13 protein-coding genes are annotated in these 16,772 nt (G+C 69.3%); all 13 read left to right on the top strand.

From position 1 onward, the window contains the following. Nucleotides 1-21: 21 nt before the first annotated feature. The 13 genes from tgl to JRI60_RS31930 all read left to right on the top strand — a co-directional run bounded on the left by tgl (nucleotide 22) and on the right by JRI60_RS31930 (nucleotide 16,767). On the top strand, nucleotides 22-771 hold the full coding sequence (tgl, locus tag JRI60_RS31990; RefSeq protein WP_204219730.1) for a social motility TPR repeat lipoprotein Tgl: 750 nt from the start codon (nucleotides 22-24) through the stop codon (nucleotides 769-771). A gap of 20 nt (nucleotides 772-791) precedes the next feature. Next, nucleotides 792-1,178 (top strand): helix-turn-helix domain-containing protein, encoded by a 387-nt coding sequence (locus JRI60_RS31985; protein ID WP_204219729.1) that lies wholly within the window; start codon nucleotides 792-794, stop codon nucleotides 1,176-1,178. A gap of 8 nt (nucleotides 1,179-1,186) precedes the next feature. Then, the gene (gene recO / locus JRI60_RS31980) at nucleotides 1,187-1,921 is read left to right on the top strand and encodes a DNA repair protein RecO (protein ID WP_204219728.1); all 735 of its coding nucleotides are present in this window, start codon (nucleotides 1,187-1,189) and stop codon (nucleotides 1,919-1,921) included. A 25-nt stretch (nucleotides 1,922-1,946) separates the two neighbouring features. Continuing rightward, complete coding sequence (locus JRI60_RS31975) at nucleotides 1,947-2,966, top strand: carbohydrate kinase family protein (protein ID WP_204219727.1); 1,020 nt, start codon at nucleotides 1,947-1,949, stop codon at nucleotides 2,964-2,966. A 48-nt stretch (nucleotides 2,967-3,014) separates the two neighbouring features. Next, nucleotides 3,015-5,141, top strand: a complete 2,127-nt coding sequence (locus JRI60_RS31970; RefSeq protein WP_204219726.1) for a serine/threonine protein kinase — start codon at nucleotides 3,015-3,017, stop codon at nucleotides 5,139-5,141. A gap of 48 nt (nucleotides 5,142-5,189) precedes the next feature. Beyond that, nucleotides 5,190-6,170 carry a glycine--tRNA ligase subunit alpha gene (gene glyQ / locus JRI60_RS31965; RefSeq protein ID WP_204219725.1) on the top strand — a complete coding sequence of 327 codons (981 nt, stop codon included), beginning with the start codon at nucleotides 5,190-5,192 and terminating at the stop codon, nucleotides 6,168-6,170. After that, nucleotides 6,160-8,259: a glycine--tRNA ligase subunit beta gene (gene glyS / locus JRI60_RS31960; protein ID WP_204219724.1), complete on the top strand. Its 2,100-nt coding sequence runs from the start codon at nucleotides 6,160-6,162 to the stop codon at nucleotides 8,257-8,259. The genes glyQ and glyS overlap by 11 nt, the downstream gene beginning before the upstream one ends. Before the next feature lie 117 nt (nucleotides 8,260-8,376). Beyond that, nucleotides 8,377-9,759: a YncE family protein gene (locus tag JRI60_RS31955; protein ID WP_204219723.1), complete on the top strand. Its 1,383-nt coding sequence runs from the start codon at nucleotides 8,377-8,379 to the stop codon at nucleotides 9,757-9,759. Then, nucleotides 9,756-11,726 (top strand): hypothetical protein, encoded by a 1,971-nt coding sequence (locus tag JRI60_RS31950; RefSeq protein WP_204219722.1) that lies wholly within the window; start codon nucleotides 9,756-9,758, stop codon nucleotides 11,724-11,726. The genes JRI60_RS31955 and JRI60_RS31950 overlap by 4 nt, the downstream gene beginning before the upstream one ends. 61 nt (nucleotides 11,727-11,787) lie before the next feature. Further along, nucleotides 11,788-12,723 (top strand): FHA domain-containing protein, encoded by a 936-nt coding sequence (locus tag JRI60_RS31945; RefSeq protein WP_204219721.1) that lies wholly within the window; start codon nucleotides 11,788-11,790, stop codon nucleotides 12,721-12,723. Between the two features lie 109 nt (nucleotides 12,724-12,832). Then, nucleotides 12,833-13,369 carry an A24 family peptidase gene (locus JRI60_RS31940; RefSeq protein ID WP_204219720.1) on the top strand — a complete coding sequence of 179 codons (537 nt, stop codon included), beginning with the start codon at nucleotides 12,833-12,835 and terminating at the stop codon, nucleotides 13,367-13,369. A gap of 32 nt (nucleotides 13,370-13,401) precedes the next feature. Beyond that, nucleotides 13,402-14,850 (top strand): pilus assembly protein N-terminal domain-containing protein, encoded by a 1,449-nt coding sequence (locus tag JRI60_RS31935; RefSeq protein WP_204219719.1) that lies wholly within the window; start codon nucleotides 13,402-13,404, stop codon nucleotides 14,848-14,850. Nucleotides 14,851-14,991: 141 nt separating this feature from the next. Next, the gene (locus JRI60_RS31930) at nucleotides 14,992-16,767 is read left to right on the top strand and encodes an ATPase, T2SS/T4P/T4SS family (protein WP_204219718.1); all 1,776 of its coding nucleotides are present in this window, start codon (nucleotides 14,992-14,994) and stop codon (nucleotides 16,765-16,767) included. Nucleotides 16,768-16,772: the final 5 nt, after the last annotated feature.

Genomic DNA, 16,772 nt, shown 5'->3' with positions numbered 1-16,772 from the left:
CACCCCACGAGACTCGCCACCATGTTCCGCCGCCTCTCTCCCGCCTGGCTCCTCGCGCTCGTCCTGATGGGCTGCAAGCACGTCCCCTCCGAGAAGGAGCGGCAGGGCGCCGAGATCCACTACGAGCTCGGCCTGCAGGCCCAGCAGCTCGGGAACGTGCAGGAGGCCTACAAGGAGATGCAGAAGGCGCTCTCGTTGGATCCGGACTACCCGGAGGCGCACAACGCCACGGCCATCCTCCTGCACCTGGCCTTCAACCGGCCCGAGGAGGCCATCCAGCACTACAAGAAGGCGCTGGAGCTGCGCCCGGCCTTCTCCGAGGCCAAGACGAACCTGGCCAACGTCTACCTCTCCCAGTCGCGCTACGACGAGGCCATCAAGCTGTACGAGGAGTCCCTCAACGACATGCTCTATCCCACCCCCTACATCGCCCAGGGCAACATGGGGTGGGCGCTCTACAAGAAGGGCGAGACGGAGCGTGCGCTGCAGAGCATCCGGGCCGCGGTGACGACCAACCCCGGCTTCTGCCTGGGCTACAAGAACCTGGGAATCATCCACGAGGAGACGGGCAATGTTTCCGAGGCGTGTCGCTCGTTCGGGCGTTATCGTGAGGCCTGCCCGGACGTGGCGGACGCCTACCTGCGCGAGGGCGCCTGTCAGGTGAAGCAGGGGAAGGTGGAGGAGGCGCGGCAGAGCTTCACCTTCTGCGAGGCCAAGGCGAAGAGCCAGGTGCTCAAGGACGACTGCCGTCGACTCCTCGAGGCCCTGTAACCGGAGAGAGTCCCACCGCCGTGGACCACGTCGAATTCGGCAAATATCTGTCCCAGCAGCGTGAGCTGCGCGGCCTGTCCCGCGACGAGGTGTCGCAGGTGACGAAGATCTCCCCCAGCCTCATCGCGGCGCTGGAGGAGGGGCAGATGGAGCGTCTGCCCGCGCGCGTCTTCGTCCTCAACTACATCCGGGCCTACGCCACCGTCATCGGGCTGGCGCCGGAGGAGGCCGTGCTGCGCTACGAGGAGGTGGACAAGGCGGCCCCCGAGCCGAGTCCGGTGGTGCTCGAGCGCGAGCGGCGGCGCCGGGCGTGGATCATCCTCTGCGTGGTGCTGGGCGTGCTGGGCGTGGGGGCATACGTGGCCCTCGTCATGACCGGGAAGCTCCCCGGCCCCCTCCCGCGTTGATTGGAACCATGGAGCGTTTCGTCGACGAGGCGCTGGTCCTCTCCACGGTGGACTACGGGGAAGCCGACCGGCTGGTCACGCTCCTCACGCGCGAACACGGCAAGCTGACGGCCTTCGCGGCCGGGGCCCGCAAGAGCAAGCGGCGCTTCGCCGGCGCGCTGGAGCCCTACATGCGGCTGCGCGTGCAGCTGGTGGAGACGCGCGGCTCCACGGTGCGCCTGGACTCGGCCGACATCGTGGCCGGCTACTACGGGGCCCGCGCGGATCTGCACCTCATCGCCCGTGCCCTCTACGCGGTGGAGCTGTGCCGCGAGCTGACGCGCGACCACGAGCCGAACGCCGAGCTCTTCGAACTGCTGGAAGACTACCTGCGCAAGCTGGACGCGAACGAGGCCGGCCCCACCTCGCTGCTGGCCTTCGAGCTGTCCGCGCTGGCCCACGCCGGGCTCATGCCGCGCTTCGACTCGTGCGCGCTGTGTGGCGGCTCGCCGGGCGAGCGGCCGCGCTTCGACCAGGCCCACGGCGGCGCGGTGTGCGAGGCCTGCTCGGGCCGGGCGCGTGACGCGGTGGCCGTTCCGCCCCAGCTGCTGTCCGGGCTCCGGGCGCTGCAGGAGGGCCAGCGCACGCCGCTGCCGCCGGAGCTGCGGGCCCGTGCGCGCGGCGTGCTCAACGTCTTCATCTCCCACCACCTCGGCCGCCGCCTCAAGAGCGTGGACTTCATGGCCCAGGTCGGTCTGGACTGACGGGCGGTTTTCCAGGAGGCAGCACATGGCCAGGCAGGAGGGGGCGTCGCCACTCGACGTGGTGTGCGTGGGCGAGTCCCTGGTGGACTTCGTCCCGGCGGAGCCCGGCCAGCGCGTGCGCGACGTGACGGCGTGGAAGCCCTGCATCGGGGGCTCCCTGGCCAACGTCTCGGTGGGCGTGGCGCGGCTGGGCGGACGCTCCGGGTATGTCGGCGTGGTGGGCGAGGACGAGTTCGGCCACTTCCTGCGCGAGCGCCTCGCCGCCGAGGGCGTGGACGTCAGCCATATGCGCCAGACGGCCGAGGGGCGGACGGGGCTCGTCTTCGTTTCGATCGACGCGCGGGGCGAGCGCAGCTTCACCTACTTCCGCACGCGCTCGGCCGAGTTCCTGCTGAGCGAGCGGGACGTGGATCCGGCCTTTCTCGAGCAGGCGAGGGTGGTGCACTGCGGCACGAACTCGCTGAAGCTGCCCGAGGCCCGGGCGGCCATGCTGCGCACCCTGGAGGTGGCGCGCGGGGCGGGGCGCATCGTGAGCTGCGATCCCAACCTCCGCCTCCACGCGTGGGAGGACCCGGAGGTGCTGCGCGAGCTGCTCCGGCACCTGCTGCCTGGGTGCACGGTGGTGAAGCTCTCCGAGGAGGAGGTGGCCTTCGCCACCGGACGGACGGACCCGGAGGAGGCGCTGCGGTACCTGGCGGGGCAGGGGGTGAAGCTGCCCGTGGTGACGCGGGGCGAGGCGGGCGCCGTCTTCCTCTGGCGGGACGAGGTGGTGCGGGTGCCGGCGCCCCGGGCGCGCGTGGTGGACACCACCGGGGCGGGGGATGGCTTCACGTCGGCCTTCCTGCTCGGACTGAGCCGGCGGTACGCGGATGCCCCGGCGCTGGCGCGGGCCACCCGCGAGGACCTGGAGGCCCTGGCCACGTTCGGGTGCGTCGTGGGCTCCCGGGTGGTGGAGCACGTCGGCGCGGTGGCGGGCCTGCCCTTCCGGGACGAGGTGGCCCCCCTGTTGCCTCCGTGGCTACGAACGGAAGCCCCTTTTCGCTGAGTCGCTCTTGTCGACCCGGCGCGCTCCCCCGGCTAGAATGCGCGCCCGATGGCCAACCAGGGGCCCCAAGGCAGCGCGGGTCTCGACTACGATCGCGGTCGCCGCATCGGTAAGTACGAGATCGTCACCCGTCTCTCCATGGGAGGGATGGCGGAGCTCTTTCTCGCCTTCACGGCGGGACCGGGCGGGTTCCGCAAATTCGTCGCGCTGAAGCAGATCCTCCCGGACGTCCAGAAGGACGACCAGTTCGTCAAGATGTTCCTGGACGAGGCGCGCATCACCGCCTCGCTCGCCCACGCCAACATCGGTCAGGTGTTCGACCTGGGAGATCAGGACGGCGAGCTGTACCTGGCCATGGAGTTCCTGGCCGGGCAGAACCTGGAGCAGGTCCTCGTCGCCTCCAGCAAGCAGCAGCGCCCGCTGCCCCTGGGCTTCTCGGCCCGCGCGGTGCGCGATGCGTGCCTCGGGCTGCACTACGCGCACAGCTACACCGACCCCTCGGGCAAGCCCCGGCCGGTGGTGCACCGCGACGTGTCCCCGAAGAACATCATGGTCACCTTCGACGGCAACGTGAAGGTGATCGACTTCGGCATCGCCAAGGCGAAGGGGCGGCTCGGCCGGACGCAGGTGGGCATGGTGAAGGGCACCACCGGCTACATGTCTCCCGAGCAGGTGCGGGGCTCCGAGCAGCTCGACGGCCGCAGCGATCTCTTCTGCATGGGCGTCATCCTGCACGAGATGCTGTGCGGGCGCCGGCTCTTCTCCGGAGCCCACGAGGCCGAGGTGATGATGAAGATCGCCGACGCGGAGGTGACCTCCCCGTCGAGCATCAACCCGCGCGTCCCCGAGGCGCTGGCCCAGGTGGTGATGCGCGCGCTGGCGCGTGAGCCGGCGGAGCGCTTCGCCTCGGGCCGGGAGATGGCCCGCGCCATCGAGGCCGCTTGCGGCGCGGAGCTCTTCCACGAGGAGCAGCTGGCCGCGGTGATGCGGCAGCTCTTCGCGGACAAGATCCAGAAGACGCGCGAGCTCCTGGAGAGCGCCAACGAGGGAGATCCTCCGACCGGGCAGTTCGCGGCGCCCGTCCTCCCCAGCCGTTCCGCCAATCCGACCAGCCCGCCGCGCGCCGCGAAGCCGACCTCGGGGCAGGTGACTCCGGCGCCGAAGCCCGCGCTGTCGTCCGGCCCCAAGCCCGCGCAGCGCCGGCCCACGTCCACGTCCACGCCCACCGCCGCGCCTGCTCCCCAGCGCACGCCGCCCCCCCGGTCGGGTTCGTTCTCCCGTCCCCAGGCCGCGGCTCCCGAGCCGGATGAGGAGGAGGATGACGAGCTCGCGAAGACCCGGCCCGTCCGCAGGCAGCCCGTGGTGCGCGCTCCGGGTGGCGCGGACGCCTCCGAGGATTCGGAGCCGCGCACCCTGCCTGCCCGGGCCCCCGTGCCGCGGCCGGAAGCGCCTCGCGAGGGGTCGGGTTGGGGAGGACGGATCTTCCTGCTGCTCCTGCTGGCGGCCATCGGCGGTGCCATCTACTACCCGCCGACGCGGGCCCTGCTGACGCCCCTCTACGCCGCCGCGCTGAAGGAGCTGAAGGGGGAGGAGTTGCCGAACGGGCCGCCCCCGGCGGAGCCCTTGCCGGTGACCGCTCCGCCCGAGGCCGCCGAGCAGCCCGCGCTGGCCCAGCAGGAGCCCGCTCCCGTCCAGGAGCCCGAGCCGCGACCCGAGCCGGAGCCGGAAGCCGTTGCCGCGGCCGAGCCCCCGTCGAAGTCCAGGGCCGACACCCGGAAGACGCGCAACCCGGCCACCACCGCTCCCAAGCCCGGGACGGAGCCGAAGCCGGCGGCCGGTTCGAAGTCGAAGCCCGTGGCCGAGGCGAAGCCCGCCCCAGAGCCACCGACCGACGGCGAGCCCGTGCTCCTCGACACGAGCACGGCTCGGGGCGCGGCGAAGGCGGAGCTCGGTTTCCTCACGCTCTACACCGTGCCTCGCTCCGCGGTGTTCGAGGGGGACAATCGGCTGGGCACCACCCCTCTGCGCAAGGTGCCGCTGCCGGTGGCCACCTACCGTCTGCGCGTGGTGGATCCGGACGGCGCCAGCCGCCTGCTGTCGGCCCCCATCAAGCCGGGTGAGCACACGGAGATGACCGTCCGTGTCGGCGATCTGCCCTTGTGGGAAGAACCCTGACGGCCGTCCTTGACGCTCCCGGACCCCGTCACTACGGTCCGCGGCGCCATGTACTTCCAGGATCTGATCCTCACGCTCCAGAACCACTGGGCCAAGCAGGGTTGCATCATCGCCCAGCCCTATGATCTCGAGGTGGGCGCGGGCACCATGCACCCGTCCACCTTCCTCCGCGCCCTGGGCCCCGAGCCCTGGAACGTGGCCTACGTGCAGCCCTCGCGGCGTCCCGCCGACGGTCGTTTCGGTGAGAACCCCAACCGGCTGTTCCAGCACCATCAGTTCCAGGTCATCCTCAAGCCGGCGCCCAAGAACGTCCAGCAGCTCTACCTGGACTCCATCCGCGCCTTCGGGATCGATCCGCTCGAGCACGACATCCGCTTCGTCGAGGACGACTGGGAGTCGCCCACCCTGGGCGCCTGGGGCCTGGGCTGGGAGGTGTGGTGTGACGGGATGGAGGTCACCCAGTTCACCTACTTCCAGCAGTGCGGTGGTTTCGAGTGCCGGCCCGTGTCGGCGGAGCTGACGTACGGCCTCGAGCGCATCGCCATGTACCTGCAGAACGTCGAGAACATCTTCGACATCGAGTGGGTCAAGGGCGTGAAGTACCGCGAGGTCTTCCACGCCAACGAAGTGGAGATGAGCCGGTACGCGCTGCAGGAGTCGGACGCGCAGATGCTGTTCGGTCTGTTCGACTCCTACGAGAAGGAGTGCAAGCGCCTCATCGAGCGCGAGCTGCCGCTGCCCGCGTACGACTACGCGCTCAAGTGCTCGCACGCGTTCAACCTGCTGGACGCGCGCGGAGCCATCTCGGTGACGGAGCGCGCCAACTTCATCAAGCGCGTGCGTGACAACGCCCGCCTGTGCGCCGAGGGCTACCTGAAGATGCGCGAGAAGTTGGGCTACCCGCTGCTCAAGACGGCCTGGACGGTGGGCGAGCAGCCCCCGGTGCTCGAGGGCAAGCCCGCCAGCGACTACTGGAAGACCGTGATCCTCAACAAGCCCGCCGAGGCGGAGGTGGCCCGTGGCAAGTGATCTGCTCCTGGAGGTCGGCGCCGAGGAGATCCCCGCCTCGTTCATCCTCCCGGCGCTGGAGGACCTCAAGCGCGTCATCACCGAGCGCGCGGCCGAGGCGCGGCTCAAGCACGGCGAGGTGCGCACCTACGGCACCCCGCGGCGGCTGGCGGTGTGGGTGAAGGACATCGCGGAGCGGGGCGAGGACATCACCCGCGAGGTGCTCGGCCCGAGCGCGAAGGCGGCCTTCGACAAGGACGGCAAGCCCACCAAGGCGGCGGAGAAGTTCGCCGAGAGCCAGAAGCTGTCGGTGGATCAGCTGCTGCGCGTGCAGACGCCCAAGGGCGAGTACCTGGGTGCCAAGGTGGAGGAGAAGGGCCGTCCGGCGGCGGACATCTTCAAGGACATCCTCCACACGGCGGTGCACGGCATCAACTTCCGCAAGACGATGCGCTGGGGTGACGTGGACCAGGCCTTCGCGCGGCCCGTGCAGTGGGTGGTGGCGCTGCTGGGTGGCGAGGTGCTGCCGGTGGTGCTCGGCGACGTGAAGAGCGGCCGGACGACGTACGGCCACCGCTTCCTGTCGCCCGCGGCCATCGAGATCTCCAAGCCCTCGGACTACGAGGCGGCCCTGGAGAAGGCGAACGTGGTGCCGGACTTCTCCAAGCGGCGCGCCCAGGTGCTGGAGCGGGTGCGCGCGGCGGCCCAGCAGGCCGGTGGCAAGCTCATGGAGGACGACTCCCTCGTGGACCAGGTGACCAACCTGGTGGAGCTGCCCAACCCGGTGGTGGGCAGCTTCGAGGAGCGCCACCTGGACCTGCCCCCCGAGGTGCTGGTGCAGGAGATGAAGAGCCACCAGCGCTACTTCTCCGTGGTGGACGCCAACGGGAAGCTGATGCCGCGCTTCATCGCCGTGTCCAACACGCCGGTGCGCGACGTGAACGTGTCCCTGCGCGGCTACCAGCGCGTGCTGCGCTCGCGTCTGGCCGACGGGCGCTTCTTCTTCGACGAGGATCGCAAGACGCCGCTCGAGGCCCGCACGGAGAAGCTGGCGCGCGTGGTGTGGCAGGGGCAGCTCGGCAGCTACGCCGAGAAGGTGGCGCGTTTCCGCTCGCTGGCGGTGAAGCTCGCCGGGTGGACGGGGAAGGGGAGTCTCCAGTCCACCATCGAGCGCGCCGCCACCCTGGCCAAGGCGGACCTCGTCACCGGCATGGTGGGCGAGTTCCCCGAGCTCCAGGGCGTCATGGGCCGCGAGTACGCCCGTGCCGGCGGTGAGCCCGAGGCCGTGGCCCTGGCCATCTTCGAGCACTACCTGCCTCGCACCGCCGAGGACTCGCTGCCCACGCAGGATCCCGGGGCCCTCATCGGCCTGGCGGACCGCCTGGACACGCTCAGCGGCATCTTCGCCATCGGCAAGGGCCCCAGCGGCGCGGCGGACCCGTTCGCCCTGCGGCGCGCGTGCCTGTCCGTCATCCGCATCGTCCTGGAGCGCGGCTACCGCTTCTCCCTGCCCCAGGCGGTGGACGCGGCGCTGGAGCAACTCGGGCCGAAGATCGCCAACGTCAAGCGCAAGGCCGGCGAGCCCGCGCCTCGCGAGCAGGTGCTCGAGTTCTTCCGCGGCCGCCTCAAGGCGCTGTGGACGGAGCAGTACCGCACGGACGTGGTGGAGGCGGTGCTGTCCGCCGGGTACGAGGACCTCGTGGCCGCGCACAAGCGGCTCCAGGCGCTCGCTCCGCTCGTGGGGCAGGCGGACTTCGCGCCCCTGGCGGTGGCCTTCAAGCGCGTGGTCAACATCGTCGAGAAGCAGGGCAAGGACGTGGCCCGCGGCGAGGTGGACTCCAACCGCCTCACCGACGACGCCGAGCGCCAGCTCCATTCGGCCTACCTCCAGGCACGCAACCGCGTGGCCGACCGGGTCAAGGCCGATGACTTCTCCGGGGCCCTCAAGGAGATCACCAGCCTCAAGCCCACCGTGGACACCTTCTTCGACAAGGTGATGGTGATGGCCGAGGAGCGCGAGCTGCGCGAGAACCGCATCCGGCTCCTCACGGAGATCGGCACGCTGTTCAATCAGGTGGCGGACTTCTCGAAGATCCAGTCGGAGGCCTGAGCTCCGCCTGGTGGGCTGGTCACCAGAGTGGGGGACGTATGTTGGTGGGTATGGAATAGCCGGGGTCCTTTGTAGTTGCCCGGCGTTGGAGCGGTTTCTACACTCCGCCCCCCTTACATGCGCCCCCTTCTCCTCAGTCTCGCGCTGCTCGTCGCCGCCGCGTGCTCGTCCACCGCGCCGCGGCCCCCGCCGACGGACCGCTTCGTCTACCCGGCCGGTCTCGTGTACCGGAGCGTCCCCGGTTCCACCAACGGCGTCCTCTACGTCGCGAGCGCCAACTTCGACCGGTGCTTCGATGACGGCACGCTCATGGCGGTCGACCTGGACCGTGTGGGCGCCGATGACACCAACCGCCTGCCGGCCCTCGGCTCGGCGAGTGGCGCCGCGGTGGACATCACCCAGCTGAACGTCGCGCCGGAGTCCATCCGCACCATCCCGAGCTACGCGGGCGAGATGGCCCTCTGGGAGCGCACCGACGGCAACGCGCCCCGGCTCTTCGTCCCCACCCGCTCGGACGGCAACAACGTCTACTACGTGGATGTCCCGGAGCCCACGCGGTTGTGCTCTGGCGACGGCTGCGCCGAGGGAAGGGTGTCCCTGGATGATGTGCCGGGGAGCGCGAACGACGTTCCCCGCGCGCCCGCGCCCTTCGGGGTCGCCGTCGATACCGGGGGAGACTTGTGGGTCACGCACCTGGACCCGGCGGACGCGCCGGAAGAGTCGTTCGAGGCCTTCCGGTCCTACGTGGTGCGCCTGTCCGGTGACGCACCGAGCGTCTCGTCGGACAACTTCGTCACCCTCTCCACCCCCGATCTCCCCATGGGCGGTAACTCGGTGGTGCTGGATGAGCGATACGTGTTCGTCACCGGCCGGTTCACCGGCGGTGTCACGTCCCTGTCCCAGCGGTTCCTCGTGCGCGTGCTGGACAGGACGGACACGAGCCGGCTCATCGACCCCGGGCTGGACGTGGGCTTCGCCGCGCTGGATGCGCGCGGTCTCGCGCTGACCGAGCGGGTGGCCTCGAGGCCCCAGCGGCTGTACGTGGCCGTGCGCGCGCCGGACTCGCTGCTGCTGGTGGACGTGCAGGGAATCGAGTCGACGTCGGACACGCCCCGGCTCACCGTGGTGGGCTCGGTGCCGCTGCCGAGCGGTCCCACCGAGGTGCGGCTGGTGCCCCGCGGAGCGACCCGCAGCGAGCTGGTGGTGGTGTCCTGTAGCGCGGCTGGCGTGGTGGCCATCTTCGACCCGGACGTGGGCCAGGTGGTGGCCCAGGTGCAGGTGGGCAACGAGGATGCCACGGAGACGCCCCAGCCGTTCGGGCTCGCCGTGCAGCAGCAGGGCAATGCGGCGCGCATCTTCACCAGCAACTTCGGGGATGGGCGTGTGTCGGTGATCGACATCCCGGATCTCGCCAACCCGCAGCTGGCCCGGCTGGTGGCCCGGCTCGGGACCCGGCAGGACCTGGTAGGGTCCACCACGTGTCAGGAGGTACAGCAGTGAAGCGCGTCATCGTGTCGTTGATGGTGGGACTGGGGGCGCTGCTTTCGGCCTGCACCGAGGAGGACACGGCCCTTCCGTACGCGGGGCTGGTGGGCACCTACGATCTGGCCCTGGTGGGCGAGCGGGTGTTCGTCACCTCGTCGGGCAACAACGAGCTGCGCGTGCTCGAGCTCGCGCGGGACCTCGAGGACCGGCAGTATGCCCGGGCCCCCAACCCGATCGAGCCGCTCTCCATCCCGGTGCTCAAGCGGCCCGAGGCCCTCACGCGGGACGTGCGCTATGACGACGCGGGCGCCGAGGTGGCGGGTCCCTACGTGTATGCGCGCAGCAACGGTTCCACGGAGATCTCCGTGGTGGGCGCGGACCCCAGCATCCTGCGCGAGGTGCGGCGGCTGTCGACCCCCGAGCTGAGCAAGTCGTCGACGGGTCCGGTGACGGCCTTCGCGGCTCGGGGGCCCGACGCGGAAGGTCTGAGCACGCTCTATTACGCCACCCAGGAGACCACCGGGGCCCAGCTGTGGCAGCTGCGGTTGCCGGGGCCCGAGGCACTGCTCGCGGGCGCCGTGATAGCCGCGCCCACGCTGCTCAGGGCGCTGCCCAATCTGGCCGTGAGCTCCATCCTCGTCATGCCCAATCCCAGGGAGCTCGCCGTGGCCACGCGCGGCGCGGCCGGCGTGCTCGGCAAGAGCTACAAGCTGAACCTGGACGCCGGGGCCGGGGCGGACCTGGAGCTGAACTTCGGTGGTGCCCAGGTGCTCCAACTCGCCACCCACCCGCAGGTGACGTACGTGTTGCCGGAGGGCAGCGCCACGCCCGAGAGGACCCTCCAGGCGGGCGAGCGCATCTTCGGCGTCCTCGACGCGTCCAGCTGTGGCGGTCAGTCCCAGTGCTCGGGAGTGCTGGCGGTGGATTCCGCCACGGGCACCGTGTCCAAGGACATCACCGGCTTCCCCATGCTGCCCATCACCGGCAACGCCGGGTTGCCCATGGGCCTGTCGCTCTCCCCGAACACGCAGATCCTGCTGCAGAGCGGCACCCGCTCCGTCGTGACCCAGGCCCTGCTGGGCATCGTTCCGCTCTCGGACGGGGAGATCCTCTTCTTCGACGCGGCGTTGCTGCGCCCGTTCGACGTGATCGCTACGGCCCCGAGCGCCACGGTCTCCTTCGTCAACAGCGTGGGCACCAGCCAGACCGGGTCGTCCGCCGTCGTCGTCGATGCCGAGAGCGGGGGCCTGACGAATGGTGTCACCCGCAACAACACGTACACGCTCGTCTACCAGGGCGTCCTGCCCGGAATGAACTCCGTGCCGTACACCCCGGGCTCGGCGGTCTTCGAGCTGCCCCCCGCTGCTTGGACGCAGGGCGGACAGCAGGTGCGGCCGGGGGACATCATCGTCCTGACCCCGGAGACCACGGGCCAGCAGCCTTGCGCCACGGACGTGGTGGTGGGCTCGGTGCAGCCGCCAGCGTCCGCCGGGGCCAATGCCGTCCTGGTGCCCGCCGGTGCCATCCCTCCTGAATGCGCCAACTTCACGCGCTTCCAGGTCCGGGCGGCGGGCAACCAGCCGCTCGTCCTCTCCGACAGCACGGCCTTCCTCCAGCGCCTGGGCGTCTCCGAGACCTACACGCGCACCGGCCCCTACTACTTCCACCCGGACGGCTACGCGGGCCAGACCGAGGGCGTGGATGTGCGCATCACCGTCGCCAGGCTCACCGAGGGCATCGTGCGCGACGAACGTTACGTGGTGAACACCCTGTCCAACTACTTCCCGTTCGGCATCCAGGTGGACCTCAGCATCCCGGCCTTGCAGACGTTCCGGCTGCCGGGGCCCGTGGTCCAGGCGACCGTGGGGGATACCTCCTACGCCTACATCGCCTATCCCTCGGCGGATGGCATCCTCCAGGTGAACCTCGAGGCCATCTTCGTGGACGTCACCAACAGCACCGGGGTGTACCCCTATCGGTGATTTCGCGTCCCTGAACGGCTCTGATATCGTCCGGGTTTCGTGGAATAGCGAGTCAAGACTGATGATCGACCAGAACTCCCGCCCCGCCCGCAAGGTCGGTATCGCCGACCACCTGTGGGAGACCTACGAAGACATGGCCCAGCAGATGGGCTCGGATCGCGACGCGCTCATCAACCAGGCGTTGTTCATGTTCGCGCGCCTCAACGGCTTCATCGAGGTGGCGCGCTCGGGCCGGCCGGAGGTGGCCGCCGTGCCCTCCGGTGCCGGTGCCGCCGCGCCAGCCCCGCGAGCCGCGTCGGCCTCGGGCGCCAGCAAGTCCGCTCCGCCCGTGCTGCAGCCCGTCAACGGGGGCGCTTCCTCCAACAAGGGGCCTCCCGCCCCGCGTGACGAGACGCCCCAGCCCGCTCCGGCGCCCCAGCGTGTTTCCGCTCGCGCCGAGGAGCGCCCGCCCGCCAACTCCCTGGACAATGATCCCGCCCGCCGCGAGGTGGCCGAGCGCGTCCTGGAGACGGCCGCCGAGCTCGAGCGCCTCATCAAGGGCAAGAGCAACGAGCCTCGCGAGGAGCTCGACGAGGACTCGCTGGACGACGCCGACGACGCGGGCGACATGGACCTGGCCCAGGAGGATCAAGACGAGCAGATGGGCGCCGACGAGGACGAGCCCCTGCCCGAGGACGAGCCCCTGGACGAGGAGCCGATGGACGAGGAGTCCGCCGGTGGCGCCCTCATCCTCGCCATGGACAGCGCCGAGCCCCAGGTGATCACCAAGGAGCGGTTCGTGATCGGCCGTGGCAAGCACTGCGACCTCGTCATCAACTCCGGCAAGGTGTCGCGCGAGCACGCCGTCATCGTCCGCGAGGGCGACGACTTCTTCATCGAGGACCTGGGCTCGTCCAACGGCACCTGGTTCAACAAGCAGCGCATCAAGCGCCGCAAGGTCGAGGACGGCGACGAGTACTTCATCTGCAGCGAGCGGGTGCGGCTCTCCTATCAGTGAGGGCGGTGCCGTCGCGTCAGGGGTTTGGGCTGTTCGCCAATTGACGGAGAGCGGCCCTCCCTGATTTATTCCTCAGACCCGTCCTCCTCTCGGCGAGGGCGGGTTCCTGATGACTCCCTTCCACATCGCGCTCTGGACCGTGCTGGGAGTGGCGCTGGTGGTCTCGGTGGCCACGGACGTGATGCGCCGCCAGATCCTCGACGTCGTCACCTATCCCCTGGTGGCGGTGGCGTTGGGCGTGCGTCTGTGGGCCGAGGGGGTGGGGGATCTGGAGACGGGGCTGGTGAGTGGGGTGGTGTCCGGGGCGGGGCTGGCGCTGCTGCTGGTACCGGGGGCGCTGCGCGGCAGGATGGGGTGGGGAGACGTGAAGTTGATGGCGGGGGTGGGAGCGGTGCTGGGCTTCCCCGCGGTGATGGCCGCGGCGGCGTTCATCTCGTTGGTGGGCGCGGTGCAGGCGGTGGTGACGCTGCTGTGGGAAGGCGCCGTGTGGGAGACGCTGGGAGACGTGCTGCGGCGCTGGGCCGTGCGCGTCCGACTGATGCATGAGGGCGCGGTGGGCGGACCGCGACGCCACATCCCCTATGGGGTGGCGATCGCGTTGGGAACTTTCTGGGCCATGTGGTGGCAGCACGACAGACTGGGGTAGCTCGGATGCGACGCGAAGAGGGAACTCTCACGATGCTTGGACGCTTCACGCAGGTGGCCGCGCTCGGCGCCCTGCTGGCCCTGTTCGCGGCGGGCTCCGCGCGGGCCCAGGAGGGCAGCACCATCAGCCTCGGGGTGGGCACCCAGAAGGTGCTCCCCGTGCCGGGTACCACCCGCATCGCCGTGGGTGATCCCAACATCATCGAGGTGAAGATCATCGGCAACAGCCAGGTGCTGCTCATCGGCCAGTCCGAGGGCAAGACGACGCTGCTCATCTGGAAGAGCTCCGGTCAGCGCGTCAGCTACCTGGTCACCGTGCGCAAGCAGGACCCCAACGAGGTCATCTCCGAGATCAAGAAGCTGCTCGGGGAGATCGAGGGCGTGTCCGTGCGCATGGTGGGAGACCGCATCTACCTGGACGGTCAGGCCTACACCACGGGCGACGCGGAGCGCATCGATCAGGTGGTGTCGCTCTACCCGAACGTGAAGAGCTTCGTGAAGGTGGCGCCCAACGCCAAGAAGCTGGTGGCGCAGAACCTCACGGCGGCCTTCCAGAAGGCGGGCCTGCGCAACGTGCAGGTGAACGTGGTGGGCGCCACCATCTTCCTGGAGGGCTCGGTGGAGAGCCAGCAGGACCTGCAGAAGGCCGAGCTCATCACCAAGGCGGTGGGCGAGAAGGTGGAGAACCTGCTCGTCGTCGGCATCAAGCGGATGATCCTCTCCGAGGTGCAGTTCGTCGAGATCCGCCGCAACTCGCGTGACCGCTACGGCATCAAGTACCCCACGGACATCACCGGCACCGTGACGGCCACGGCCAACATCACCCAGGAGCTGTTCCCGGCCTCGTTCGGCTCGGGCCGCGGCCTGCTGGCCATCAACGGTGGCTCGGAGTTCTCCGTCGGCTTCCAGGGCAACGACGGCTACGGCCGGCTGCTCGCCCAGCCCAAGCTGGTGTGCGCCAGCGGTGAGAAGGCCGAGTTCCTGGCCGGTGGCGAGGTGCCCATCCCGCTCATCACCCAGAACCAGTTCACCGTGGAGTACAAGCAGTACGGCGTCATCCTCAACCTGCGCCCCACGGCGGACCGCAACGGCAACATCCAGACGGAGATCGAGGCCGAGGCGAGCGAGCTGGACACCTCGGTGTCCGTGTCCTTCGGCGGCTCGTCGGCCGTCCCCGGCTTCCGCACCCGCAAGGTGAAGACGAACGTCACCGTGCGCCACGGCGAGACGATCGTCCTGTCGGGCGTGTTCAGCCACGACGAGCAGAAGGCCGTCTCCAAGCTGCCGGGCCTGGGCCACATCCCCATCATCGGCGAGCTCTTCAAGAGCCGGGCCTTCGACTCCACCAAGCGCGAGCTGGTCATCTTCGTGACGCCCCGCATCGTCAACCCGGACTCGGACAAGATCCGGACGATCATCGAGGACGTGAAGAGCCGCTACAAGCAGGCCCGCTCCGAGGTGAACTTCAACATCTTCGACTGAGCCGCACGGCTGCTCGGTTGCTCGAGGCCGGCCTCGTCCCCTCTGGGGATGGGCGCCGGCCTCGCCCTTTTCGAAGGGCGGCGTGGCTCATCGCGTCGCGTCCTCTTTGAGAGGACGGGAGCGCTTGGTAGCATCCACGCCATGTTTCTCGTCACGCTCGAGGAGAAGGGCGGAGGTACCGAGCAGATCGAGTTCGAGAAGAACGAGATCACCATCGGCCGCCTCGCCGGAAATGACATCGTCCTCGCCAAGGGCAACGTCTCCAAGTACCACTCGAAGATCGTCTCCAAGGACGGCAAGCTCATCGTCGTGGACATGAAGTCCACGAACGGCACCTTCGTGAACGGCAAGAAGATCGCCGGTCCGCAGGTGGTGAAGCCCTCGGATCAGATCTTCATCGGCGACTACATCATCAACGTCGAGCCGCTGGCCGAGCAGAGCATGACGCGCACGGCCCCTCCCGAGGAGGAGTACTACGAGGAGGAGCAGGGCTACGACGACGGTGGAGAGGGCCAGTACGCCGAGGAGGAGCCGGCCTACGACGAGCCGGAGCCCGAGCCCCAGCCGGCGGCCAACGCGCGCATGCCGGCCTCGCTGGCCTCGGCGCTGGCGAAGAACAGGAAGCGCGTGGACCCCCGGCTGGAGGCCTATACCCGGCTCCAGAAGGAGATCCACGACCGCCTCATCGAGTACCTCGACCTGCGCCGCATGGACATGGACCGGCTCGGCGACGAGGAGCTGTGGCGGCGCACCGAGAAGGCCATCCGCGACATCATCGACCAGATGGAGGCGGACGGAGAGCTCCCGGGAGAGGTGGACCGGGAGGAGCTGCTCACCGACGTCATCAACGAGGCGCTGGGCCTGGGGCCCCTCGAGGCGTTCCTCGCGTCGGATGAGATCAGCGAGATCATGGTGAACCACGCCAACCAGATCTACATCGAGCGCAAGGGCAAGCTGGTCCTGTCCGAGAAGACGTTCAGCTCGAACCAGGCGGTGCTCGGCGTCATCGAGCGGATCGTCGCGCCCATCGGCCGGCGCATCGACGAGTCCAGCCCGCTGGTGGACGCGCGCCTCAAGGACGGCAGCCGCGTCAACGCCATCATCCCGCCGCTGGCGCTCAAGGGACCCTGCATCACCATCCGCAAGTTCAAGAAGGACTCGCTGAAGATCCAGGATCTCATCAAGTACAAGACCGTCACCGCGCAGATGGCCGAGTTCCTGGAGATGTGCGTGCGGGCGCGCAAGAACATCGTCATCTCCGGCGGTACGGGCTCGGGGAAGACGACGACGCTCAACATCATCAGCTCCTTCATCCCCGAGGACGAGCGCATCGTCACGGTGGAGGACGCGGCGGAGCTTCAGCTGCCGCAGGAGCACTGGGTGCAGCTGGAGAGCCGCCCGCCCAACCTGGAAGGCAAGGGCGCCATCGCCATTCGCGATCTGGTGAAGAACTGCCTGCGCATGCGGCCGGACCGCATCGTGGTGGGCGAGTGCCGCGCGGGCGAGACGCTGGACATGCTCCAGGCGATGAACACGGGCCACGACGGCTCGCTCACCACGCTGCACGCCAACACGCCGCGCGACGCCATCGCCCGGCTGGAGACGATGGTGCTGATGAGCGGCATGGAGCTGCCGGTGAAGGCCATCCGCGAGCAGATCGCCAGCGCGGTGCACCTCATCGTGCAGCAGACGCGCTTCTCGGATGGGACGCGGAAGATCTGCTACATCACCGAGATCGCCGGCATGGAGGTGGACATCGTCACCCTCCAGGACATCTTCTATTACAAGCAGGAAGGCTTCTCGGACGACGGGAAGGTGCGCGGGCGCTTCGTGGCCAGCGGCTTCGTGCCGAAGTTCTACGATGACCTGCAGCGCAAGGGCATCCCCGTCAACATGAGCATCTTCCGCGAGGACTGACGTCA

Source organism: Archangium violaceum (assembly GCF_016887565.1).
Taxonomy (GTDB): domain Bacteria; phylum Myxococcota; class Myxococcia; order Myxococcales; family Myxococcaceae; genus Archangium; species Archangium violaceum_B.
Note: the sequence above shows the minus strand (reverse complement) of the source record. Positions and strands in the feature narration are given on the sequence as shown.